Source organism: Synechococcus sp. CBW1006 (assembly GCF_015840525.1).
Taxonomy (GTDB): domain Bacteria; phylum Cyanobacteriota; class Cyanobacteriia; order PCC-6307; family Cyanobiaceae; genus CBW1002.
The window spans coordinates 1,475,837-1,496,610 of record NZ_CP060396.1 but is presented as its reverse complement, the minus strand read 5'-3'; the positions used below and the strand labels follow the sequence as shown (position 1 = coordinate 1,496,610).

Here is a 20,774-nt window from a genome sequence, read left to right as displayed (position 1 = left end):
TGGACCTTCTCGCATCAGCAGCTGCCGGCATCCATGTCCGAGCCCCAGGTCGTCGCAAGCCTTCACGCCGCCGAGGCGCCACGGCAAGGGCCACCGCTGGATCGGCGCCGCCTCTGGAAGGCGGCGATCAAGTGGCCCATGTATGCCGTGGCGGTGATGCCGGCCCTGATCGCCGCCGGCTGGCGGCTGGGTCGCGGCCTGCCGATGCGGCTCGATCAACTGCTGCTGTTCCTGCTGGCGGCCGTGCTGCTGCTGGCCTGGGAGAACCTGGCCAACGACGTCTTCGATGACGAGACCGGCGTCGACACCCAGGGCAAGCCCCACTCAGTGGTGGCCCTCACCGGCCGGCGCGACCGGGTGGCGGCCCTGGCAAACGGGGCCCTGGTGCTGGGTCTGCTGGTGATGGCCGTGGTGGCCCTGCGCAGTTCCGCGGCGGTGCTGCTGCTGGTACTGGCCTGCTGCGGACTGGGTTACCTCTACCAGGGGCCGCCCTTCCGCCTTGGCTACCTGGGTCTGGGGGAGCCGCTCTGCTGGCTGGCCTTCGGCCCCTGCGCCACGGCGGCGGCCCTGCTGGCACTGGCGCCGGTCGCCGAGGCCGGTGGGGCGGCGGGAGTCACGATCCCCTGGGCCGATGCCCTGGTGCTGGGGGGAGGTCCGGCCCTGGCCACCACCCTGGTGCTGTTCTGTTCCCACTTCCATCAGGTGGAGGAAGACGCCACCCATGGCAAGCGCTCACCGGTGGTGCAGCTCGGCAGCGATCGGGCGGCGACCCTGGTGCCCTGGTTTGTGGCGGCCACCCTGGCCTGGGAGTGGGCACCGGTGCTGCTCGGCTGGTGGCCCCTCACGGCCCTGCTCGGTGCGATCGGTCTGCCGCCGGCCCGGGCCCTGATCCGCCTGCTGCGCGAGCACCATCATGTGCCCGAGCGCATCAGTGGCAGCAAGTTCCTGGCCCTCCGCTTCCAGGCCCTCAACGGCCTGGGGCTGGCCCTGGGCCTGGCGCTGGGGCCCTGGCTGGCGCGGGCCGGGCATTGAGCTACAGCCCTGGATCAGGAGCGGCCGTGGCGCTGCGGCTGCAGTGGCGCCCGTTCCGTCTTTCATTGCCCCAGCCCCTGCGCACCTCCCAGGGCTGGCTGCGCCAGAAGCAGGGCTGGCTGTTGCGACTGGAGTCGCCCGATCACGCCGCCTTGGGCTGGGGCGAGGCGGCGGCCCTGCAAGGCGAAACGGCGGCTCTGGCGGTTGCGATCGCCCGTTGCACGCCTGGACCAGACGCCACCATGACGCGTGTCGCCCTCGAGGCCCTGCTGCCCGGCCTGCCAGAGGTGCTGGCGTTCGCGATCGGTGCCGCCCTGGCGGAGCTGGACGGGCTGATCGGCCCCATCTGGCTGCCGCCGCCGCCCGCCGCCCGGCTGCTTCCGGCCGGAGAGGAAGCCCTGGCTGCCCTTGAGCTCCACCTGAACGCAGACGGGGCCAACAGGGCGGTCCGGCCGAGCTGCAAGTGGAAGGTGGCCGCCAACCCCGATCCACTGGAACGGCAGGTGCTGGAACAGCTGCTGGAGCGGCTGCCTGCCGGCGCCCGGCTGCGGCTTGATGCCAATGGCGGCTGGAGCCGCGCCACCGCAACGGCCTGGGCAGAGCGGCTGGCGGAGGAGCCGAGGCTCGAATGGCTGGAGCAGCCGCTCGAACCCTTCGACCTGGAGGGCCATGAGGCCCTGGCCCGACTGCTGCCGGTGGCCCTGGATGAATCCCTGCAGCACAGGCCGGAGCTGCGCCAACGCTGGCCCGGCTGGCAGGTGCGGCGCCCCTCGCAGGAGGGGGACCCGCGCCCCCTGCTGGCGGCACTGGCAGGGAGGGGGGGCGGGCCATTGCCGCGGCTGGTGCTCAGCACCGCCTTCGAGACCGGCATCGGCCAGCGCTGGCTGAACCATCTGGCGGCCCTGCAGGCTCACCAGGGCGACGCCCCCGCCCCCGGCCTGGCACCGGGCTGGCTGCCAGGCATGGGACTCGGCAGCCTGGACCCTGTGGAGGTGTGGGAGGCGGCGGCTCGATGAAGGATCCGGAGTTGCACGCGGGCGCCGAACCGCTCTTGTTGCAAAGCGGCGAGGCTGGCGACCCGGCGGAATTGATCGCGACGCTCGAACGTGCCTGGCAGGAGCAGCGCCTGGTGGCCCTGGCCGATCCCGCCGAGGCGCAGCAGCTGCAGAGCGAGTTGATCGGCGCCCAGTTGCCGGTCGGCGCCGGCGTGCTGGTGGGCAGCGGCGGCACCAGCGGCGGGCGCCGCTGGTGCCTGCAGCCCCTGGCCCACCTTCAGGCCTCGGCTGCGGCCACGGCGCACTGGCTGGAGCAACTGGAGATCGATCCGGCCCGTTGTATGCACCTCAATCCCCTGCCGCTGCATCACGTCAGCGGTCTGCTGCCGCTGCTGCGGGCTCAGCAGTGGGCGCAGCAGCGGACGCGGTCGCATCCCTGGGCGGAGAGCCACCGGTGGCTACCAGCGACCCTGCTGCGCCAGCCCCAGCACCTGGCAGACGCCCTGCCGCACCCTGGCGATCGACCGGTGCTGCTCTCGCTGGTGCCCACCCAGCTGGCGCGGCTGCTGGAGCATCCGACTGCCGTGGCCTGGCTGCGTGGCTGTGCCGTGATCTGGGTGGGTGGTGCGGCCCTGCCGCAGGACCTGGCCCGCAGGGCCCGGCACTGGGAGCTGCCGCTGGCCCCCTGCTACGGCGCCACGGAAACCGCCGCCATGGTCTGCGCCTTGGCGCCGCAGCAGTTTGTAGCCGGCGATCCGGCCCAGCCTGGTTGCGGCTTCCCACTCGAGGATGTGGAACTGCGGCTGGAGCCCCAGACCGGCGCCGTGCAGCTGCGCACCGCACGGCTCAGTCCCGGCTGGCTGGCGCAGGGCTTGCTGCAGCCGCTGCCCCGCACCCCGGACGGCTGGTGGACCAGTGGGGATGGTGGGGTGCTGACACCCCTGGGCCTGCACATCCAGGGCCGTCTGGATGGCGCCATCAGCAGCGGCGGTGAGACCGTGTTTCCCGAGCAGCTGGAGGAGCGGCTGCGGCAGCTGGCCGCTGCGCTGCCCCTGCAGGAGGTGTTGCTGCTCGGCGTGGAGGAGCCCCCCTGGGGGCAGCGGCTGGTGGCGCTGGTGCGCGGTCACTCGCCTGACGACTGGGAGTCGCTGCAGCAGGCGCTGCCGGCACTCACGGCCGGCTGGCGGGCCGCTGAACGGCCGCGCCGCTGGTTGCTCTGCCCCGATCTGGCACCCACCGCTACTGGCAAATGGCAACGGGGGCGTTGGCAGCAGTGGCTCGCCTCGCTACAAAACCCTTGACCCAGGCCCTCAAGACATGAACGGCGTTGATCCGGAAGTGAGCAACAAAAAGCTCGCCGCCGGCCTGCTTGGGATCTTCCTGGGTGCCTTTGGGATCCACAAGTTCGTACTGGGCTATACGAACGCCGGCATCATCATGGCCGTTGTCACGGTTGTGACGTGCGGATTCGGCGGATTCGTGATGGGTGTGATCGGCCTGGTTGAAGGGATTATCTATCTCTCCAAAACACCTGAGGAGTTCAAAGCCACCTATCTCGACGCCAAGCGGGAATGGTTCTGATGCCGTTGGGTCTTCCCCTTGCCAACCCTGCATCGCCCGGGGTCTCACAAGGTTCAGCACCGCGTTCCGGCTCCCCGGCATCGACCGTCTTCCCCATGGCCCTGCGCCGAATGCCGCTGCTGCTGTTGGTGCTGGCCAGCCTGATCAGCCTCGCCGCCTTCAACGCCATCCCAGATCAGGGGCTCCACCCTCTGGCCTGGATGGCCAGCCTGCTCCCCCTCCAGCTCGCGGCCCTGCTATGGGGCCTCAGCCGGCAGCGCTGAGGTTGGAGGCCTCCAACCAGCGCTGGATCGCCAGCGGCAGAGGGCAGCGCCTTCGGGTCTCCACCGTGATGGCCACATGGCGCGTCAGGCCAGTGGCGACGTCGTGGCCGTCGCAGCGGAAGCTGTAGCGCACCTCGAAGCTGCCGGGATCGAGGCGTTCCGGTTGCAGCCACACCCTGAGCTGATCGCCGCAAACCAGCGGGTGGCGGTAATCGGCGCTGCAATGCACAATCGGCAACCCCACGGCGAGCGGCTGGCCAGGACGCGGGAAGATCTCCTCGGCGCTGATGCCGTAGCGCGCCAGGCTCTCCTCATAGGCCTCATGGCACCAACGCAGCAGCTGGTGAAAGTGCATCACCCCGGCGGCATCGGTGTCGCCGAAGCGCACGGTGCGCTCGATCTGCAGCCAGTGGCTCGATGCCATCGATCCTGTCCCCGGGTCTCCCTTGTGCGGCTTTGGTGGCCCCATTACATTCCGGCCATCTTCGCCCCGCTGGTGTGGCCGCTGCGTTCGCCTACGAGCCGCCCAGCCTGAATCGGGCCTGGGAGGCCTTCGTGGCCCATCTCCCCACCCTGCTGGTGATCTGGCTGATCACCATGGCGATCACGGCGGTGGGCAGCGGGGTGTCCCTGGTGTTTGCCTTGCTGGGCGTGAGCCTGGGCGGCGCTGATCCGGCGGCACTCACCCAGGGAGCCCTCGATCCCACCGGCGCGGCTGCCCAGATGGCCTTGCTGCTCGGCCAGCTGGGTCAGGTGCCCTTTGCCATCCTCTCCAGCCTGGTGGGGGTACTGCTGGTGGCAGTGCCGGCCCTGCACTACGAAACGGGCACCACCATCACCGTGTCCGAGGCCCTGCGGATCCTGCAGGATCGACCGATGCGCTATCTGCTGGCGGGCCTCTTCTTCGCGCTGGTCACCTGCGTCGGCCTGTTGCTCTGCCTGCTGCCCGGCTTTGCGGTGCTGCTGGTGGCGCCGGTGTATGTGAACCGCATCTTCGCCACCGATCAGGGGGTGCTGGACGCTTTTGCCAGTTCCTTCCAGGCCGTGTTCCGCTCACCGCATGGCATGGCCTTTGTGGGGGTGCAGGCGCTGGTGGGAACGGTGGTGCTGGTGGTGTCGATCTGCACCTGCGGCCTGGCGGCGCTGGTGGCGATACCGGTGGGAAACTTCTACATCCAGAACTCCGCGTATCACCAGGGCGTGATCTCCTGATCCCGGCTCCGATCAAGGCCGCTCTGCTGGGCCTCTGATCTGCTGATCAGATCTTGCCTTCTGATCTGAATCTTGTCTTCTGAGCTTGTCGTCCTTCTGATCTGAATCCTGTCGTTTGATCTGAATCTGGTCACTCCTGGCCTGTCCTGCTGCGGAACCCTCAGCCCGTCGGGAAGGCCGGCAGCCCCAGTCCGTACTGCAGGGTCATGCGCACCCCCCAATAGAGAACCAGCGCCACACTGATCACCACCAGATGGCTCCCTTTCAGCTGGGGTGGCACCAGCCGCCGGCTGCGGATCGACGCCACCGACCAGACCAGCAGAGCCACGGCCGCCGCCGGTCCGAAGGCATGCCAGTCCATCGCCTCACGGATCTGGCCCTGGAGGCTGGAGCAGACAGCCCGGGTGAGGAAACAGGTGGGGCAGGGAATACCGGTGAGCGCCCGCAACGGACACGACCAGCCGGGCAGGAGGCCATGGCCCAGCCAACCCTTGAGCCCCAGGTAACCGGTGAGAGCAGCAGGCAGGAGGAAGCCAGACTGCCGCAGCCGCTGCAGCCAGCGCTGGCGCGTGGATCGAGGTCGGGTTGCTGCGCGGCTCAGCGGTCCACCGAGCCCATGATCACGTCGATCGAGCCAAGGATCGCCATGATGTCGGCCACCTTGTTGCCCTTGAGCAGGTGGGGCAGGATCTGGAGGTTGTTGGAATCGGCGGCGCGAATCTTGAAGCGCCAGGGGGTGACGTCGTCGTTGCCCTGGATGAACACACCGATTTCCCCTTTGCCGGATTCGAGGCGTGTATACAGCTCGCCCGAAGGAATCTTGAAGGTGGGAGCCACTTTCTTGGCCACGTACTGGTAATCGAAGCCATACCACTCGCTCTTCTTGCCCTCGGCCATGCGCCGGGCTTCCAGGTTCTCGGTGGGGCCGCCGGGGATCATCTGGCAGGCCTGGCGCAGGATCTTCAGCGACTGGCGCATCTCCTCCACCCGCACCCGGTACCGGGCGTAGCAATCACCTTCGCTGGCCCAGGCCACGCTCCAGTCGAAGTCGTCGTAGCACTCGTAGTGATCGACCTTGCGCAGGTCCCAGGGCACGCCGGAGGCCCGCAGCATCGGGCCCGAAAGGCTCCAGTTGATCGCCTGCTCCCGCTCGATGGTGCCGAGCCCCTCGATGCGGCGGCGGAAGATGGGGTTGTTGGTGATCAGCTTCTCGTATTCATCGATCTTGGGGCCGAACCAATCGCAGAAATCGAGGCACTTCTCCAGCCAGCCCCAGGGCAGGTCGGCAGCCACACCGCCGATGCGGAAATAGTTGTTGTTGATGAGCCGCTGGCCGGTGGCCGCTTCCCAGAGGTCGTAGATCATCTCCCGTTCGCGGAAGATGTAGAAGAACGGCGTCTGGGCGCCCACGTCCGCCAGGAAGGGGCCGAGCCAGAGCAGGTGGTTGGCGATGCGGTTGAGTTCCAGCATCAGCACGCGGATGTAGCTGGCCCGCTTCGGCACCGGCACGTTGGCCAGACGCTCGGGCGCATTCACCACGATCGCCTCGTAGAACATGCCGGCCGCATAGTCCATGCGGCTTACGTAGGGCACGAACATCACGTTCGTGCGGTTCTCGGCGATCTTCTCCATGCCGCGATGGAGGTAGCCGATCACCGGCTCGCAGTCCACCACGTCTTCGCCATCGAGGGTCACGACCAGCCGCAGCACCCCATGCATGGAGGGGTGATGGGGCCCGAAGTTGACCACCATCGGCTCCGTGCGCGTCTCCAGCTGCGTCATGGGGCCGTGGGCTGCGGATCGAATGGCGGGATCTTAGGAAGGGAGAGCCCGCTGCATGGCCTCTTCTGGCACAGGCCTTCGATCACGTGCCGGTGCTGGCGGAAGCGGTGCTCGCCAGCTTCGCGGTGCTCCCCCCCGCGGCGGCGGGCCCGCAGGGCGGCCTGCTGATCGACTGCACCCTTGGCGGCGGCGGCCACAGCGCCCTGCTGCTGGAGGCCCATCCCGGCCTGCGCCTCATCGGTCTCGACCAGGACCCCACCGCCCGCGCCGCCGCCGCCCAGCGCCTGGACCCCTACGGCGATCGGGTGCGGATCGTGGCCACGAACTTCGCCGATTTCCTGCCCCCCGAGCCCGCCGCCCTGGTGCTGGCCGACCTGGGGGTGAGCAGCCCCCAGCTGGACGTGGCGGAACGAGGGTTCAGCTTCCGCGTCGATGGCCCGATCGACATGCGAATGAATCCCGCTGCCGGCGAGCCGGCAGCCGCGCTGCTCGATCGGCTCTCGGAAACCGAGCTGGCCGATCTGCTGTATGCCTATGGCGAAGAGCGGCTATCGCGCCGCATCGCCCGCAAACTGGTGGAGCTGCGCCCCTGGAGTGATCCCACAGGAGCGGAGGGGAGGGGTACAGCCGCCCTGGCCTACGCGATCGCCGGCTGCTACCCGCCCAAGGCGCGGCGCGGCCGCATCCATCCCGCCACCCGCAGCTTCCAGGCCCTGCGCATCGCCGTGAACAACGAACTCGCCGTGCTGGATCGCCTGCTGCAGCGCGCCCCCGACTGGCTGCTGCCCGGCGGGCTGCTGGGTGTGATCAGTTTCCATTCGCTCGAAGACCGGCGGGTCAAGACCGCCTTCCTCGCCGATGAACGGCTGGAGAGGATCACCCGCAAGCCCCTGGTCGCCAGCGAAGCGGAGCAGGAGGCCAATCCCCGCAGCCGCTCCGCCAAGTTCCGGGTGGCCCGGCGGCGGGTTCTGGAGGAGGGTTGATGGCCCTGGCCGCGATCGCCCTGCCGGCGCTGAGCGCCACGGCACGCACCGACCTGCTCTGGTGGCTGGCATTCCTGATTCAGCTGGCGGCCCTGCCCGGCACCCTGCTGCCGTTGCTGCCCGGTCTGGTGCTGCTGCCCCTGGGGGCGCTGCTCTGGCCCCTGGCGGTGGGCTGGAGCGTGGGCTGGCCGCCGCTGGCGCTGGCCGTGGTGCTGTTGCTGCTCGGCTGGGGGGCCGAGGCGCTCGGGCTGGTGCTGGGTCCGGCGCGGCTGCAGGCCACGCGCTGGGCCTATCTCGGTGCCGGCATCGGGCTGCTGGTGGGATTGCTGGGCCTGTTGCCAGCCCTGCCCTTCGGTGGACCTCTGCTCGGGGCACTGGTGGGACCCCTGCTGGGGGCGAGTGTGGGGGAGCTGGTCAGCGCTCCGGCCTCGCTGGCGCCCACCCCGCTGCTGCGGTTACGGCGCTGCCTGCTGGTGGGGCTGGCGGTGGTGAGCGGGATGCTGGTGAGCCGGGTGGCCCAGGCCCTGCTGGCCGTTGTAGGGGTGGTGGGCTTCGTGCTGCTCACCACCCTGTGGGGCCCGAGCGGAGCTGGTTGACGGCCTCACGCACGGCCGTGATCGCCGTGCTGATGTCGGCCTCGGTGGTGCCGCGCCCCAGCCCGAAGCGGATCGAGGCGGCGGCCTCGGCGCGGCTGCGCCCCAGGGCCGCCAGCACGTGGGATGGACTGCCCTGGCTGCAGGCCGAGCCACTGCTCACCGCGATCTGCCGGCGCAGCCGCTGATGCAGTCGGGTGCCGTCCAGGCCTGCCACGCTCACATTGAGGCTGTGGGGCAGGCGGGCCGTGGCGGACCCGTTCAGGGTCACCCCCCCGAGGTTCTCGAGCGCCTGCTGCAGCCGGTCGCGCAGGGGCGCCAGCCGCAGGGCCCGCGCCTCCCGGTCGGCCAGGGCCTGCTCCACCGCCACCCCCAGCCCCACGATCAGCGGCACCGGCAGGGTGCCGGCCCGCAGCCCCCCCTCCTGCCCGCCGCCGTGCTGCTGCGCCGCCAGGGGCACGCCGGGGCGCACCAGCAGCGCCCCCACCCCCTTGGGCCCATACAGCTTGTGGCCGCTGAGACTGAGCAGGTCGATGCCGAGCTCCTCGGCGGCGAGCGGAATCTGGCCCACCGCCTGGGCGGCATCGCAGTGAAACAGCACGCCCCGATCGCGGCAGAGCCGGCCGATCGCCGCCAGGGGCTGCAGCACGCCGATCTCGTTGTTGGCGGCCATCACCGAGAGCAGCAGCACGTCCGGGGTGAGGTCCTCCTCCAGCCGGTTCAGATCGAGCAGCCCATCGGGCTGCACCGGCAACAGCGTCAGCGGCACACCGTGGCGTTGCAGATGGGCGAGGGGATCCCGCACCGCCCGGTGTTCGCTCACCAGGCTCACGATCCGCCGGCGGGAGAGACCGCGCTCCGACGCCGCTTCCACCACACCCTTGAGGGCCAGGTTGTTGGCCTCGGTGGCGCCGCTGGTGAAACACACCGTTTCCGGAGCCACGCCGAGGGCCCTGCCGATGCGGCCGCGGGCCTGCTCCACCGCCGCCGCCGCCTGCAGGGCCGGCCGGTAGAGGCGGCTGGCGGGGTTGGCGAAAGCCTCACTCCACCAGGGCGCCATGGCGGCGACCACGGCCGGATCGCAGGGGGTGGTGGCGTGGTGGTCGAGGTAGGCCAGCATGGATTCATGCTGACAACTGCACGGGCAACCGCGACACCCAGGCTGGCCGGTGGGCTTCTGACTCGCGGGCTGACGACCATGGCGGGCCTGCTCGCCTGCTGGGTTCTGGCTGCGCCAGCCTCGGCCCAGGGCCTGAACCTGATCCCCTCGAAGGCGAGGCCCAAGGATCTGATTCTTCTGGAGGAACGGCAGGTGCGGGGCGGCAAACAGGCCACCGGCGTCTATGGCGCCACGGCCGATCCAGCCGAGCCCGGGCTCTGGCGGATCAAGGTGTGGGAGGAGCTTCCCGACGACATCAAGGTGCGCACCGAGTCGATCCGCTGCAACCCCGCCACGCCGATGCGGATCACCAGCGACGGCCGCAACCTGATCGTGCTCGAGCTCAACCCCGGCGGCCAGATCACCCCCGGCAACCGGCTCCATCACCTGATCTGGTGGGCCACCTGCTTCCCGGAGCAGGCCGGCAAGGATCCGGCCACCCTGGGGGCGGTGGCCCGCCAGCTGGGCTATCCCGGCCACCTGCAGGAGCGCCGCCAGGTGCTGCCGGGAAGCCGTCGATAGATTGAGCGCATGACCCCCGACCCCACCGGCTCCCGACCCGCCAATCCCCATGCGGCCGCAACCAGCCCCGCTGGTGCCAGCTCCGCAGCGGCCGGAGCCGCTTCAGCCGAGGCCGCCGAGCCGGCTCCGCAGGCACCGGTCCGTCTGCTGCTGGTGGACGATGAACCCGGTCTGCGCACCGCCGTGAAGGCCTACCTCGAGGACGAGGGCTTCGTGGTGACCACCGCCAATGACGGTGAGGAGGGCTGGACCCTGGCCCAGGAGCTGCTGCCTGATGTGATCATCAGCGACGTGATGATGCCCCGCCTCGATGGCTACGGGCTGCTGCAGCGGCTGCGGGGCGATGAGCGCCTGGGGGGCACCCCGGTGATCTTCCTCACCGCCAAGGGGATGACCGCCGATCGCATCGCCGGCTTCAATGCCGGCGCCGACGACTACATCCCCAAGCCCTTCGATCCCGACGAGCTGGTGGCCCGCGTCCACAACGCAGTGCGTCGTCAGGAACGGCTGCTGGCCGAGGCGGCCCGCTTTGCCGATGCGGACATCGGCCAGATGGCCAAGCAGATCACCGAGATCCGCTCCCTGCTCTCCAGCAGCGGCAGCAAGAAGCCGCCGGCGGCAGTGCGGCTGGAATTCACGCCCCGCGAGGCGAGCGTGCTGCAGCTGGTGGCGGAGGGGCTGATGAACAAGGAGATCGCCCGGCGGCTGGAAACCTCGATCCGCAACGTGGAGAAGTACGTGAGCCGGCTGTTCACCAAGACCGGCACCTCCAGCCGCACCGAGCTGGTGCGCTACGCCCTCGAGCACGGCCTGGTGGAGTGAGCTCCGGGGCCCCTCCGGGCGAGGCAGCTCCGCTGGAGGAAGCTCCGCCTCCGGACTGGCTGCCGGAGAGCCTCAACCAGGGTCACGTGTATCGCGAGCGGATCAGGGCCGATGATCTGCGCCAGTTGGACACCCTCTCCAGCCCAGATTCAGTGGCTGGGGTACCGACGGCCAACCCCGCAGGCGTGTTGTCTTACTTGGCGTCCCGCTTCACCCATTCGGGGGCGGCACTGTGGCGCCAGCGGCTCGCCGCCGGTGAGCTGTGGTGGAACGGCCACCAGCTCCGGGCCGATGGGCCTCTCGCAGCCGGGGATCGGCTGGACTGGCATCGGCCCCCCTGGAAGGAGCAGGCCGTGCCGGGGTCGTGGAACGTTCTGTTCGACGACGGCGACCTCTGCGTGATCGACAAGCCCAGCGGCCTGCCGGTGCTGCCCGCCGGTGGCTTCTCGGAGCACACCCTGCTGCGGCTGCTGGAGCGGCGCCATGGCGGTGATCCCGCTGGGGTGCCCCGCCCCGTGCATCGCCTGGGCCGCTCCACCTCCGGCCTGCTGGTCTGTGCCCGCCGCCCCGCCAGCCGCGCCTGGCTCAGCGCCCTGCTGCGCGACAGCAGCAGCAGCCAGCGGTCAGGCACCGGCCAGCACGGACAGCGCAGCTGCCGCAAGATCTACCGCGCGCTCACGACTCCGCTGCCGCCGGATCTGGCGGGGCTGGCCCCGGGGGAGAGCCTCACCATCACCACCCCGATCGGTCGGCGTCCCCATCCCTTGCTGGGAACGATCTGGTGTGCCGCCGAGACGGCCGAAGACCCCGCTGCCCTGGCCGCCGAGAGCCGCCTGACGCTGCTGCAACGCCGCTCCGGCGCCTGCCTGGTGGCCGTGGCCATCACCACGGGCCGGCCCCACCAGATCCGCATCCACACCGCCGCACTCGGCGCCCCCCTGCTCGGTGATCCGCTCTACCAGGCAGGCGGGACCGCCCATCCGGCGGTGCTGCCCGGCGCCGGCGGCTATCACCTCCATGCCCACCGGCTCAGCCTGCCCCTGCCCGGGGGTGGCTGCCTGGAGCTGGAGGCGCCGTTGCCGGCAGTCCTTGCCTACGCAACGGAGCCCATGACCGCAGGGGACTCGCTCCGAAAGGCCGAAAGCCAATCCTTTGCATCAGTCCCTGGCTAGCAAGGGGGAGTCCCCGTACACCTCCATGGCCCATCCATCCCGATCCCGCTGGGGGAGCCGGCCCCAGGACCTGCTGCTCAACCCTCTGCTGCTGACGCCCCTGCTGTTGCTGCCCCTGCTGCTGTCGGCACCGCAGGCCACGGCCAGGCCCATGCGGGGCGGCGGAGTCGGCGGACCGGCCTCCGGTGCCGGGGTGCGGCCTGGTGCCGGTTTTGGAGAGGCCGGACCCGGCCTGTACAACCGCGGAGGCGTGGGAGGACCGGCTTCGGGGCGGGGCGTGCGGCCCGGCGCCGGCTGGGGTGCGCCCGGTGCCGGGGTGGTGCGGAGGCCTGGGGTGGGCACCTGGAATCCCGCCTGGCAGGGCGGCCGCTACTGGCAGGCCAGGCCATGGACTGCCGGCTGTTACCGCGTCAACCCGGCGGGCTGGGGCTGGTGGGGAGCGCGGTCGGCCGCCTGGGGAGTCGCCAGCCTGGCCACTGCGTCGGCCGTCACCGATCTGGTGGACGCGGCGGTGGAGGAGCACAACACCGTGATCGTGGTGCCCCAGACCTCGATTCAGCTCGACTACGCCTCGGTGCAGGCCGTGCCGCCGAAGGGCGCCAGCTTCGCCTATGCCATCGGCGGCGGCAGCTATTCCTATGGCCAGGCGGATTGCGACCAGGGCCTGTTGCAGGGCCAGCCCCCCAGCACGGCAGATCAGGCCCAGTTGCTCAATGCCGTGTGCCAGATCGCCTATGGACCCGGCTGACGCCGCTCCGCAGGCGTGCAACGGTGGGGCACAGCTCCCTTGCACCCGACGTTCGGAGAGCCGTCCGCCACCAACAGCAACAGATCGATGCCCGCCACCCCACCTGCGTCCATCGAGCTGGTGGCCGGCGCCACTGCGGAGCTGCTCACCTGGGCCGAGGCCATCGAGTCCAGCGATGCCACCACCTTCGAAAAGGCACGCCTGCTCGCCACCCGCCTCGGGGCCCGTGGACGAGCCGATGGGCTGACGGAGATCGGCTTCTGGACGCCGGAGCTGTCCACCGGTGTGATTCAGCCGAAGAACATCGTGCTGGAGGTGTTCACACCCCGCCAGGCGATTGATCCGGCGTTGGCCGACCAGGAGGTGCGCTTCCGCCGCGACTACGTGCAGCTCGAGAAGCAGGGCGATTACCACTGGGGGGTGCTGCGTGGCCTGCAGCTGGGCAACCGCGAGATAATCGGCTCCCTCTACTGGCTCCGCTATCTCAGCCCGGAAACCAACGCCGTGTGCATCGTGGGCGACTGCCTCGGCACCTCCTTCCCCTACGGCGTCTATGCCCCAGCCGAGCTCTACGACCTGGAGTCACTGCAGAGCACGCGGGCGGATCTGGCCTATTTCCAGACACACAATGAAAATCCTACCGTTGTTCCAGCGCCGCGGAACATTCTCCAGCTGCATATCAAAACGGCATCCCCGAATGGCTACCTCTCGGGGCTGACGACCCTGTTCCGGGAGCTGGGCCGCAAGCTCAGCCGTGGGGAGAACCTCTCCCCGGCGGAAACCAATTTCCTCGGCTACGACGCCGTGCAGCTGCTGCCGACCGAACCCACGGTGGAATACCGGGGAGGGAGGCCCCATGAGGACGGCTTCTTCAGCCTGCGGGACGGCGATGAAGAGAGGCTGGATCCGGAAACCGAAGGCATCGTCAGTGAATCCGCAACCGTGCGGGTGCAGCTGCGTCGCCCCGATCTCCAGAACTGGGGCTACGACGTGGTGATCTTCGCTGGAGCGGCCACCAACCCCGCCCTGCTGGAAACCCTGCGGCCGGATGAGCTGGTGGATTTCATCGCCACGTTGCATACCTTCCCCACCGGGCCGATCCGGTTGATCTACGACCTGGTGTATGGCCATGCCGACAATCAGGCGATCGACCTGCTGAATGGCCGTTTCCTCAAGGGGCCGAACATGTACGGCCAGGATGTGAATCATCAGAATCCCGTGGTACGGGCGATCCTGCTGGAGATGCAGCGCCGCAAGGTGAACACCGGCGCCGACGGCATCCGAATCGACGGCGGCCAGGATTTCAAGTTCTTCAACCCGATCAGCGGCCGGGTCGAGTACGACGATCCCTATCTGCTGGCGATGGGCGATCTCGTTCAGGAGATCGGCGGCGATCAGTGGCGTCCCTTTGTGATCTATGAGGATGGTCGACCCTGGCCGGCGGAGGGCTGGGAAGAGATCTCCACCTACCGAGACCTGGTGGAGCTGCGCCCGGATTCCTACCAGTGGGGACCGCTGATCTTCGCCCACAACACTCCGGCCCTGAAGGGTTTCTGGGCGCACAAATGGCACCGCGTCTGCGAGAAGATGCAGTTCGGCTCCCACTGGATCACCGGTTGCGGCAACCACGACACCCTGCGGCGCGGCACCCAGGTGGATCTGAACGAGCCGATCAATCACCACCTGGGCAGCAATCTTCAGCAGGTGCTCAACAATGCCTACGACAACCCGGCGATCGCGGCACTCACCTATGGCTTTGCGCCAGGGCTGCCGATGGATTTCATCCACTGTCTGATGCGCGCCCCCTGGGGCTTCTTTCGCAACACCGACGACCGCTATGCCGTGAAGGTGGTGGCAGAGGAAGCGCCGGGATTCCTCGATTGGCAAGTGACGCCGGAGTTGTTTGCAGAGGCAGCACTGTTTCCCCGCATTAAACAGCTGGGGTTCGCTGAGCTGGGGCAGCTCCGGCGGTTTCTCGCCCTGCTGGTCGAGACCATCACGGACACCGATTACGACCTTGAACGGATGGCCGAACACTGCGCGCGGGCCGTGCCGGTGGAGACCGCCTGCATCGATGTGTTCTGGCTGAAATCATTCGCCCGCCAGTTCATGGAAGACGTGCACGAGGCCTGCAATGTCTGGTTGCACGCCGATCGGCTGCAGCCCACCCAGGCCGACTTCAACCTCTCGCTGCGGCGCTTCCGCCAGGCCCGGCCCTGGCTGGGCGACAACCTCGCTCCGGCAGAGCGGCTCAATCTGCTGGCCATCCCATCCACCACCATCTTCTATGGGCTGCGCTGGGAGCCACCGATCACGATGGATCCATCCCGGCATGGGGTGGCCCTCGTGGCCCACATGGGCGGCGAGACCATGGAGGTCCGTCTGCAGGAACTCTTCCCGAGCCACTGCGGTGGCTGGCAGCTGCTGCTCGCCTCACCGGGCCTGGAGCTCACCGCAGTCGACCTGGCTGGTGATGCGATCGCGCTGAGTGACAGCCAGGCGCTGCTGTTGGAGCCCCTGGCAGGCTAAGGGTTCAGGCCACCAGGACTGCGGCCTGGAACCTCAGCCCCGCTTCTCGAATTCGATCAGCCGCGAGAAGTAGAAGGGGGCCTTGTTGAGGCTGCGGCGGATCGGCTGGAAGCCGCAGGCCATCGCCGCCTTGACGATCCCCTCTTCGCGCAGGGTGTAGGCGCGGGTGGTCTTGCTGGGGCCGGGGAACAGCTGGCCGATCCCCTTGAGCAGCGCCAGCAGGGGGGTGTAGGGGGCAAAGCTCACGATCAGGCGCTTCTGCGCCATGCCGGCCAGATGGCGCACCATCTCCTCAGCGGCCGCCTGGGGGTAATGGATGAACACATCCAGGCAGATCACCGTGTCGTAGTGGCCCTCGAGGCTCTCGAGATCAGAGGCCGTGAAACGCAGCTGCTCGCTGGAGATTCCGGCAGAGGCGGCCCGGCGGCCAGCTTCCTCCACCATGGCGGCGGACAGATCGCTGGCGGCGATCGATCCTGCCCCCAGCTGGGCCAGGGGCAGGCTGAGGCTGCCCACGCCACAGCCGGCATCACAGAAGCTGCGGTTGGCCAGATCACCCTGCTCCTGCAGCCAGGCCAGCACCTGATCGACGGTCTTCTGGTGGCCGATGCGGATATTGCGCTGGACCCGGTTCACCTCCGAGCTGTCGCTGTAGATGCGATTCCAGCGCTCGAAGCCGGTGCTGTTGAAATAGGCCTCCACCACGGCTTTCTCGGCTTCTTTCGTGGGCATGGGGCTGGAATTCGTCGCTGGGAATCGTGGCGCGGATCCTAGGCAGCGCGTCGCCAGGCCAGACCCGTGCCGTCCTGATGCCAGCGCAACGCCTCGCTGAGCGGGGTGCCCACCAGCATCGTTTCCACGGAGCGTTCGTCGCCAAGCACCCGCCGCGGCGACACCGTGGCCGCGGCGATCGCCTGCTCCGGCCGGCCGCTCCAGCTGGCGAGCCGCCGCACCCCCTCCAGCAGGGGCAGGGTGACGCCAGCCAGGGTGCCGTCCTCCAGGCGGCAGGAGCCGTCTTCCACGAGCAGCAGCCGCTCATCCCAGCGGTGAGCCCCTTCCCCCAGTCCGTAGGGCGCCAGGGCGTCACTCACCAGCACCAGCCGATCCGGCGCCAGCCGCTGCAGCAGCACCGCCATCGACGGGGCCACATGCACCCCGTCGGCGATCAGGCCCAGGGCCACAGTGCCCGCCAGGATCGCCGCCGCCACCGGTCCGGGGCTGCGGTGCTGCAGACCGTCCATGGCATTGAAGGTGTGGGTCACCATGGTCACGCCGGCCCCATAGGCGTGCTGCGCTGCCGCCTCATCGGCGCCGCTATGGCCGAGGCTCACCACGATCCCCCGGGCCCGCAGGGCGTCGATCACGGCCTCGGCGCCGGCAAGCTCCGGGGCCAGGGTCACCAGATCGATGGCGTCCTCATGGCCGCCGATGCGCTCCTGCAGGGCCTCCAGGCTGGGCGGGCAGAGGTGCTGCGCTGGGTGGGCACCACGCCGTTGCGGCGCCAGAAACGGGCCTTCCAGGTGGGCGCCCAGCAGCCGGCAGCGCCCGGGCTGGTGCTGCTGGCGGGCCTGGTCCAACACCGTCAGGGCCTGGCGCAGGGGACCCACACCACAGGTCACCAGGGTGGGGCAGATCGCCTCCACCCCATCCGTCCAGAGCCGCTCCAGCAACTGCAGCAAGGTCGGCAGATCCGCCGGGGTGAGTTCCGGGAAGGCGAGGCCGAGGCCACCGTTGATCTGCAGATCCACCCCGGCCGGGCTGAGCCAGTCGCCCCCCCAGGCCTCACCGGCGGCGGCGCTGCCGGCCGGGATCGGCTCCACCACAGCGATCTGACCCGCCTCATCGATGCCGATCCGCCAGGAGCGGTTGTGGCCATGGCGGCAGGGGGAAGCCTGGGGCAGGCGGACGTGGCTGAGCCAGCGCATGGCGAAAGCCGACCCGGCGGCGGGGCAGGCGGAAAGATGCCATCCTCTCTGGCTTGCTCCCTCGGCCCGTCGTCGGGCGTTGCCCTTTGGTGTCCTCCCCTTCCGCTGCCGCTGCCGGATCCGCTGCCGACGCGGTGGCGCCCCAGGCCCAGCCCGTGCGGGTGGCGGTGATCATGGGCAGCGATTCAGACCTGCCGACCCTGCAGCCCGGGGTGGCGATGCTGGAGCGGTTCGGGGTGAAAGCGGAGGTGCGGGTGCTCTCGGCCCATCGCACCCCCCTGGAGATGGTGCAGTTCGCCCGCGAAGCGGCAGGCCGCGGCCTGAAGGTGATCATCGCCGGCGCCGGCGGCGCCGCCCACCTGCCCGGCATGGTGGCCTCGCTCACCACCTTGCCGGTGATCGGCGTGCCGGTGCAGACCCGGGCCCTGGGGGGCGTGGATTCCCTCCATTCGATCGTGCAGATGCCCGCCGGCATCCCGGTGGCCACGGTGGCGATCGGCAATGGCACCAACGCCGCCCTGCTGGCGCTGCAGATCCTGGCCACCGCCGATGCGGAGCTGGCCGCCCAGCTGGAGGCCTACCGCAGCGACCTGCACGACCAGGTGGTGGCCAAGGACACCCGCCTGCAGGAGCTCGGCAGCAGCACGTATCTGGAGCAGATGCCCCATGCTTGAGCGCCTGGTGCTGCCCCCCTGGCTGCGGTTCGGCCTCGCCCTGCCGCTGCTGGTTCTCAACCTCTGGGTGCTGCGGCAGCTGCTGCTGCCCCTGGCGCCGTTTCCAGCCCTGTTTTTGGCGGCCGCCCTGATCGCCTTTCTGCTGGATCTGCCGGCCCGCTGGCTGAAGGATCGCGGCATGCCGCGGCTGCTGGCCCTGGCCCTGGTGCTGGGGGGCGCCCTGGGGCTGGTGGCCCTGGCGGTGCTGTGGCTGGTGCCGCGGCTGGTGCAGCAGCTCGGCGATCTGATCAATGCGCTGCCCTCCTGGCTGGCGGAGGGGGAACTGCTGCTGCAGAACCTGCAGGACTGGGCCGTGCAGCGGGGCCTCCCCAGCGACTTCGGCAATCTCAGCAGTGATCTGATCAGCCGCACCAGCCGGATTGCCAGCCAGGTGAGCCAGCAGCTGCTGGCCCTGCTGGGCACCACGCTGGGGATCACGATCAACACGCTGATCGTGCTGGTGCTGGCCGCCTTCCTGCTGCTGGGCGGCGACGCCATTGTGGCGGGGCTCGGGATCTGGTTACCGTCGGGGGTGCGCTCCCTGGTGCTCACCACCCTGGGACGCACCTTCCGCGGCTACTTCGCCGGCCAGGTGGTGCTCGCCCTGATCCTCAGCGGCGCCCAGATCGTGGTGTTCACCCTGCTGGGTATTCCCTACGGCGTGCTGTTCGCCGTGGCGATCGGCTTCACCACCTTGATCCCCTACGCCAGTGCCCTCACGATCGTGGTGGTGAGCGTGCTGCTGGCGCTGGAAGACCCCCGCACCGCTCTGGAGGTGCTGGCGGCCGCGATCAGCGTCGGCCAGGTGGTGGATCAGGTGATCCAGCCGCGGCTGATGGGCAGCATCGTGGGGCTGCAGCCGGCCTGGCTGCTGGTGAGTCTGCCGATCGGGGCCCGGGTGGGCAGCCTGATGGGCTTCGGGGAGCTGCTGGGCCTGCTCCTGGCGGTGCCCCTGGCCAGCTGCGTCAAGACCTTCCTCGATGCCTGGGGTGAACGCTTGCGGGCAGGGGAGGCACCGGGCGAGCCACTCAGTTGACCGCCGGGATGATGCCCTGCGCCTCGAGGTGGCTGATCACCTGGGCGACGCAGTCGTCCAGACTCTGACTGCCGGTATCGACCCGCAGTTCGGGGTTCTCCGGTTCCTCGTAGGGGCTGGAAATGCCGGTGAATTCCTTGATCTCACCCGCTCGGGCCTTGGCATAAAGGCCCTTGGTGTCGCGGTCTTCGCAGATGCTCAGGTCGGCGGCACAGTGGATCTCGATGAAATCGCCGGACTCCACCAGCGAGCGGGCCTTGTCACGATCCGCCCGGAATGGCGACACGAAGGCGGTGAGCACCACCACGCCGGCATCCAGGAAGAGCTTGGCCACTTCACCGATGCGGCGGATGTTCTCCTCCCGATCGGCATCCGAGAAGCCCAGGTCCTTGCAGAGCCCGTGGCGGATGTTGTCGCCATCGAGCACATAGCAGGCCAGGCCCTGCTCGAACAGAGCCGAGTTGACGGCGTTGGCCAGGGTGCTCTTGCCGGCACCACTCAGCCCGGTGAACCAGAGAATGGCGCTGCGGTGGCCGCGCTGGTGGGCCCGGGCGGCCCGGGTCACCGTGGAGTGGTGCCACACGATGTTGGTGGAAGCCCCCCGGCTGGTGAGCTCGCCGTAGGCGGGATTCGAGGCGGGGCTGGCAGTCATCGGGCGGCGCGGGACAGGAGGACGCAGGCAGGCATTCTCCCCCGCACTCGCCGCGCTGCCGGCCTCAGACGCTCTGCAGCCGGCAGCGCAGCAGCGCCAGCGCCTCATCCGGCAGGCCGAGAAAGCGATCCAGCCACGGATCGCCGCAGGGGGGCACGGTGGCGACTCCCACCAGCACCCCCTCCCCGGCGGCATCCAGCGGCCGGCCCGCGAGGCGATGCCGCCGGCTGGCCACCGCCCCGGTGCTGAGCCTGGTGTCCACCAGCAGATCCGGAGCGGCGTAGAGGCTGCCGATGCGGAAGCGGAAGCGGGCCTGGAACTGCAGGCTGAGCTGGCCGCTGGCCGGATCCAGCTGACCGGCCAGGGCGGTGGGCACGATGGCGATGTGCAGAAACGGCGGCAGAGGAAGGCCTAGCTGACGGGTGTTTCGGCTGCACAGCTCAGGGATCACCACGCCGGCTGGATCGAACTGCACGTCCTGCAGACCCTCAGCCCCAGGGGAGGAAAGGTGGCCAAGCGCTCCACCACCGCGGGCGTCGTAGCGGAAGCGCGGATACCCGCCGATCGCCAGGCCACAGCCATCGAGGGTGTCGAGCTGGATGGAGGGCATGGGGGGTGTTGCGTCGTGCTGGATGTCGCGCTGGACATGGCGCTGAATGCCGTGCAATCAGTCGCGCTGGATCGAAACGCTTTCAGGAGCGAACAGGAACACCTGATCGCCGGCCCGTTCGGAGGAGCCATCGAGGGCGAAGACACCGCCGGCGAGGAAGTCGACCACCCGCTGGGCCACATCCTCGTCCAGCTGGGAGAGGTCCACGAGGATGGTTTTCTGCTCGCGCACCAGCACCAGGGCCGCACATCCCTCCGAGAAGGAGCCGGGATGCACGACAACCACTTCGATCGGACGGATCCAGAAGGGGTCGTCGATGGCCTGCAAGGTGCCCTCAAGATCCATCGGGGGGATGGTGCGTCGACCGGATGCCGGATCATCACCCGGGCATCCAGCCTGCCCTGCCGGCAGCTGGCCTGGCGTTCATCCGGCTCCAGAGGATCAG

24 protein-coding genes are annotated in these 20,774 nt (G+C 69.3%); 15 read left to right on the top strand and 9 right to left on the bottom strand.

Going from position 1 to position 20,774, the window contains the following annotated elements:
- Window positions 1–33: 33 nt before the first annotated feature.
- From menA to H8F26_RS07105, 5 genes are all read left to right on the top strand, one after another.
- On the top strand, window positions 34–1,032 hold the full coding sequence (gene menA, locus H8F26_RS07125; protein WP_197158541.1) for a 2-carboxy-1,4-naphthoquinone phytyltransferase: 999 nt from the start codon (window positions 34–36) through the stop codon (window positions 1,030–1,032).
- Between the two features lie 26 nt (window positions 1,033–1,058).
- Window positions 1,059–2,048, top strand: a complete 990-nt coding sequence (locus tag H8F26_RS07120) for an o-succinylbenzoate synthase (protein ID WP_197158540.1) — start codon at window positions 1,059–1,061, stop codon at window positions 2,046–2,048.
- Window positions 2,045–3,328 carry an AMP-binding protein gene (locus H8F26_RS07115; protein ID WP_197158539.1) on the top strand — a complete coding sequence of 428 codons (1,284 nt, stop codon included), beginning with the start codon at window positions 2,045–2,047 and terminating at the stop codon, window positions 3,326–3,328. The genes H8F26_RS07120 and H8F26_RS07115 overlap by 4 nt, the downstream gene beginning before the upstream one ends.
- A gap of 16 nt (window positions 3,329–3,344) precedes the next feature.
- Window positions 3,345–3,608 (top strand): TM2 domain-containing protein, encoded by a 264-nt coding sequence (locus H8F26_RS07110; protein WP_197158538.1) that lies wholly within the window; start codon window positions 3,345–3,347, stop codon window positions 3,606–3,608.
- A gap of 95 nt (window positions 3,609–3,703) precedes the next feature.
- Window positions 3,704–3,871 (top strand): hypothetical protein, encoded by a 168-nt coding sequence (locus H8F26_RS07105; protein ID WP_197158537.1) that lies wholly within the window; start codon window positions 3,704–3,706, stop codon window positions 3,869–3,871.
- Here the strand turns inward: H8F26_RS07105 and H8F26_RS07100 are convergent.
- Window positions 3,855–4,295, bottom strand: a complete 441-nt coding sequence (locus H8F26_RS07100) for a thioesterase family protein (RefSeq protein WP_197158536.1) — start codon at window positions 4,293–4,295, stop codon at window positions 3,855–3,857. The two genes, H8F26_RS07105 and H8F26_RS07100, sit on opposite strands and share 17 nt — an antisense overlap.
- A gap of 74 nt (window positions 4,296–4,369) precedes the next feature.
- On the opposite strand from H8F26_RS07100, the gene H8F26_RS07095 reads away from it, so the two are divergent.
- Window positions 4,370–5,083 carry a hypothetical protein gene (locus H8F26_RS07095; RefSeq protein WP_197158535.1) on the top strand — a complete coding sequence of 238 codons (714 nt, stop codon included), beginning with the start codon at window positions 4,370–4,372 and terminating at the stop codon, window positions 5,081–5,083.
- 160 nt (window positions 5,084–5,243) lie between these two features.
- Here the strand turns inward: H8F26_RS07095 and H8F26_RS07090 are convergent, their stop codons facing one another.
- Both H8F26_RS07090 and H8F26_RS07085 read right to left on the bottom strand, forming a co-directional pair.
- Window positions 5,244–5,531, bottom strand: a complete 288-nt coding sequence (locus tag H8F26_RS07090) for a DUF2752 domain-containing protein (protein WP_231598054.1) — start codon at window positions 5,529–5,531, stop codon at window positions 5,244–5,246.
- Between the two features lie 149 nt (window positions 5,532–5,680).
- Complete coding sequence (locus H8F26_RS07085) at window positions 5,681–6,865, bottom strand: NAD(P)H-quinone oxidoreductase subunit H (RefSeq protein ID WP_197158534.1); 1,185 nt, start codon at window positions 6,863–6,865, stop codon at window positions 5,681–5,683.
- A 65-nt stretch (window positions 6,866–6,930) separates the two neighbouring features.
- Between H8F26_RS07085 and rsmH the strand changes: the two genes are divergently transcribed.
- Window positions 6,931–7,848 carry a 16S rRNA (cytosine(1402)-N(4))-methyltransferase RsmH gene (gene rsmH / locus H8F26_RS07080; protein WP_197159042.1) on the top strand — a complete coding sequence of 306 codons (918 nt, stop codon included), beginning with the start codon at window positions 6,931–6,933 and terminating at the stop codon, window positions 7,846–7,848.
- Window positions 7,848–8,444, top strand: a complete 597-nt coding sequence (locus tag H8F26_RS07075; protein WP_197158533.1) for a DUF456 family protein — start codon at window positions 7,848–7,850, stop codon at window positions 8,442–8,444. The genes rsmH and H8F26_RS07075 overlap by 1 nt, the downstream gene beginning before the upstream one ends.
- Here the strand turns inward: H8F26_RS07075 and H8F26_RS07070 are convergent.
- Window positions 8,410–9,561, bottom strand: coding sequence for a cysteine desulfurase family protein (locus H8F26_RS07070; protein WP_197158532.1), 1,152 nt, complete (start codon window positions 9,559–9,561; stop codon window positions 8,410–8,412). The two genes, H8F26_RS07075 and H8F26_RS07070, sit on opposite strands and share 35 nt — an antisense overlap.
- A 78-nt stretch (window positions 9,562–9,639) precedes the next feature.
- Between H8F26_RS07070 and H8F26_RS07065 the strand changes: the two genes are divergently transcribed.
- The 5 genes from H8F26_RS07065 (at window position 9,640) to gghA (ending at window position 15,393) form a co-directional block, all read left to right on the top strand.
- Complete coding sequence (locus tag H8F26_RS07065; RefSeq protein ID WP_197158531.1) at window positions 9,640–10,122, top strand: hypothetical protein; 483 nt, start codon at window positions 9,640–9,642, stop codon at window positions 10,120–10,122.
- 9 nt (window positions 10,123–10,131) lie between these two features.
- Window positions 10,132–10,944 (top strand): response regulator transcription factor, encoded by an 813-nt coding sequence (locus H8F26_RS07060; protein ID WP_197158530.1) that lies wholly within the window; start codon window positions 10,132–10,134, stop codon window positions 10,942–10,944.
- Window positions 10,941–12,116, top strand: a complete 1,176-nt coding sequence (locus tag H8F26_RS07055) for an RluA family pseudouridine synthase (RefSeq protein WP_231605523.1) — start codon at window positions 10,941–10,943, stop codon at window positions 12,114–12,116. The genes H8F26_RS07060 and H8F26_RS07055 overlap by 4 nt, the downstream gene beginning before the upstream one ends.
- Window positions 12,117–12,141: 25 nt before the next feature.
- Entirely contained in the window at window positions 12,142–12,864 is a 723-nt protein-coding gene (locus H8F26_RS07050; protein WP_197158529.1) for a hypothetical protein, read from the top strand.
- An 87-nt stretch (window positions 12,865–12,951) separates the two neighbouring features.
- The gene (gene gghA, locus H8F26_RS07045; protein ID WP_197158528.1) at window positions 12,952–15,393 is read left to right on the top strand and encodes a glucosylglycerol hydrolase; all 2,442 of its coding nucleotides are present in this window, start codon (window positions 12,952–12,954) and stop codon (window positions 15,391–15,393) included.
- A 33-nt stretch (window positions 15,394–15,426) separates the two neighbouring features.
- On the opposite strand, the gene bchM is transcribed toward gghA, so the two are convergent.
- Window positions 15,427–16,125 carry a magnesium protoporphyrin IX methyltransferase gene (gene bchM, locus H8F26_RS07040; protein ID WP_197158527.1) on the bottom strand — a complete coding sequence of 233 codons (699 nt, stop codon included), beginning with the start codon at window positions 16,123–16,125 and terminating at the stop codon, window positions 15,427–15,429.
- A gap of 38 nt (window positions 16,126–16,163) precedes the next feature.
- The gene (locus H8F26_RS07035; RefSeq protein ID WP_197158526.1) at window positions 16,164–17,318 is read right to left on the bottom strand and encodes an N-acetylglucosamine-6-phosphate deacetylase; all 1,155 of its coding nucleotides are present in this window, start codon (window positions 17,316–17,318) and stop codon (window positions 16,164–16,166) included.
- A 173-nt stretch (window positions 17,319–17,491) separates the two neighbouring features.
- Here H8F26_RS07035 and purE point away from each other — a divergent pair, with 173 nt between their 5' ends.
- Both purE and H8F26_RS07025 read left to right on the top strand, forming a co-directional pair.
- Entirely contained in the window at window positions 17,492–17,992 is a 501-nt protein-coding gene (purE, locus tag H8F26_RS07030; RefSeq protein WP_197159040.1) for a 5-(carboxyamino)imidazole ribonucleotide mutase, read from the top strand.
- Window positions 17,985–19,067 carry an AI-2E family transporter gene (locus H8F26_RS07025; RefSeq protein ID WP_197158525.1) on the top strand — a complete coding sequence of 361 codons (1,083 nt, stop codon included), beginning with the start codon at window positions 17,985–17,987 and terminating at the stop codon, window positions 19,065–19,067. The genes purE and H8F26_RS07025 overlap by 8 nt, the downstream gene beginning before the upstream one ends.
- On the opposite strand, the gene cysC is transcribed toward H8F26_RS07025, so the two are convergent.
- The 3 genes from cysC to H8F26_RS07010 all read right to left on the bottom strand — a co-directional run bounded on the left by cysC (window position 19,060) and on the right by H8F26_RS07010 (window position 20,674).
- A complete protein-coding gene (cysC, locus tag H8F26_RS07020; RefSeq protein WP_197158524.1) occupies window positions 19,060–19,719 on the bottom strand; it encodes an adenylyl-sulfate kinase in 660 nt (219 codons plus the stop codon). The genes H8F26_RS07025 and cysC overlap by 8 nt on opposite strands.
- Window positions 19,720–19,783: 64 nt before the next feature.
- Window positions 19,784–20,386 carry a hypothetical protein gene (locus tag H8F26_RS07015; RefSeq protein ID WP_231605521.1) on the bottom strand — a complete coding sequence of 201 codons (603 nt, stop codon included), beginning with the start codon at window positions 20,384–20,386 and terminating at the stop codon, window positions 19,784–19,786.
- On the bottom strand, window positions 20,387–20,674 hold the full coding sequence (locus H8F26_RS07010; protein ID WP_197158523.1) for a cell division protein SepF: 288 nt from the start codon (window positions 20,672–20,674) through the stop codon (window positions 20,387–20,389).
- Window positions 20,675–20,774 lie beyond the last annotated feature (100 nt).

Excerpts from the sequence above, each read along its gene's own strand:
- H8F26_RS07035 (WP_197158526.1), bottom strand. The coding sequence starts at position 17,318 with ATGCGCTGGCTCAGCCACGTCCGCCTGCCCCAGGCTTCCCCCTGCCGC.
- gghA (WP_197158528.1), top strand. The coding sequence starts at position 12,952 with ATGCCCGCCACCCCACCTGCGTCCATCGAGCTGGTGGCCGGCGCCACT.
- H8F26_RS07085 (WP_197158534.1), bottom strand. The coding sequence starts at position 6,865 with ATGACGCAGCTGGAGACGCGCACGGAGCCGATGGTGGTCAACTTCGGG.
- H8F26_RS07070 (WP_197158532.1), bottom strand. The coding sequence starts at position 9,561 with ATGCTGGCCTACCTCGACCACCACGCCACCACCCCCTGCGATCCGGCC.
- H8F26_RS07075 (WP_197158533.1), top strand. The coding sequence starts at position 7,848 with ATGGCCCTGGCCGCGATCGCCCTGCCGGCGCTGAGCGCCACGGCACGC.
- H8F26_RS07105 (WP_197158537.1), top strand. The coding sequence starts at position 3,704 with ATGGCCCTGCGCCGAATGCCGCTGCTGCTGTTGGTGCTGGCCAGCCTG.
- cysC (WP_197158524.1), bottom strand. The coding sequence starts at position 19,719 with ATGACTGCCAGCCCCGCCTCGAATCCCGCCTACGGCGAGCTCACCAGC.
- bchM (WP_197158527.1), bottom strand. The coding sequence starts at position 16,125 with ATGCCCACGAAAGAAGCCGAGAAAGCCGTGGTGGAGGCCTATTTCAAC.
- H8F26_RS07025 (WP_197158525.1), top strand. The coding sequence starts at position 17,985 with ATGCTTGAGCGCCTGGTGCTGCCCCCCTGGCTGCGGTTCGGCCTCGCC.
- purE (WP_197159040.1), top strand. The coding sequence starts at position 17,492 with ATGGGCAGCGATTCAGACCTGCCGACCCTGCAGCCCGGGGTGGCGATG.
- H8F26_RS07060 (WP_197158530.1), top strand. The coding sequence starts at position 10,132 with ATGACCCCCGACCCCACCGGCTCCCGACCCGCCAATCCCCATGCGGCC.
- menA (WP_197158541.1), top strand. The coding sequence starts at position 34 with ATGTCCGAGCCCCAGGTCGTCGCAAGCCTTCACGCCGCCGAGGCGCCA.
- H8F26_RS07065 (WP_197158531.1), top strand. The coding sequence starts at position 9,640 with ATGGCGGGCCTGCTCGCCTGCTGGGTTCTGGCTGCGCCAGCCTCGGCC.
- H8F26_RS07115 (WP_197158539.1), top strand. The coding sequence starts at position 2,045 with ATGAAGGATCCGGAGTTGCACGCGGGCGCCGAACCGCTCTTGTTGCAA.
- H8F26_RS07110 (WP_197158538.1), top strand. The coding sequence starts at position 3,345 with ATGAACGGCGTTGATCCGGAAGTGAGCAACAAAAAGCTCGCCGCCGGC.
- H8F26_RS07050 (WP_197158529.1), top strand. The coding sequence starts at position 12,142 with ATGGCCCATCCATCCCGATCCCGCTGGGGGAGCCGGCCCCAGGACCTG.
- H8F26_RS07010 (WP_197158523.1), bottom strand. The coding sequence starts at position 20,674 with ATGGATCTTGAGGGCACCTTGCAGGCCATCGACGACCCCTTCTGGATC.
- H8F26_RS07100 (WP_197158536.1), bottom strand. The coding sequence starts at position 4,295 with ATGGCATCGAGCCACTGGCTGCAGATCGAGCGCACCGTGCGCTTCGGC.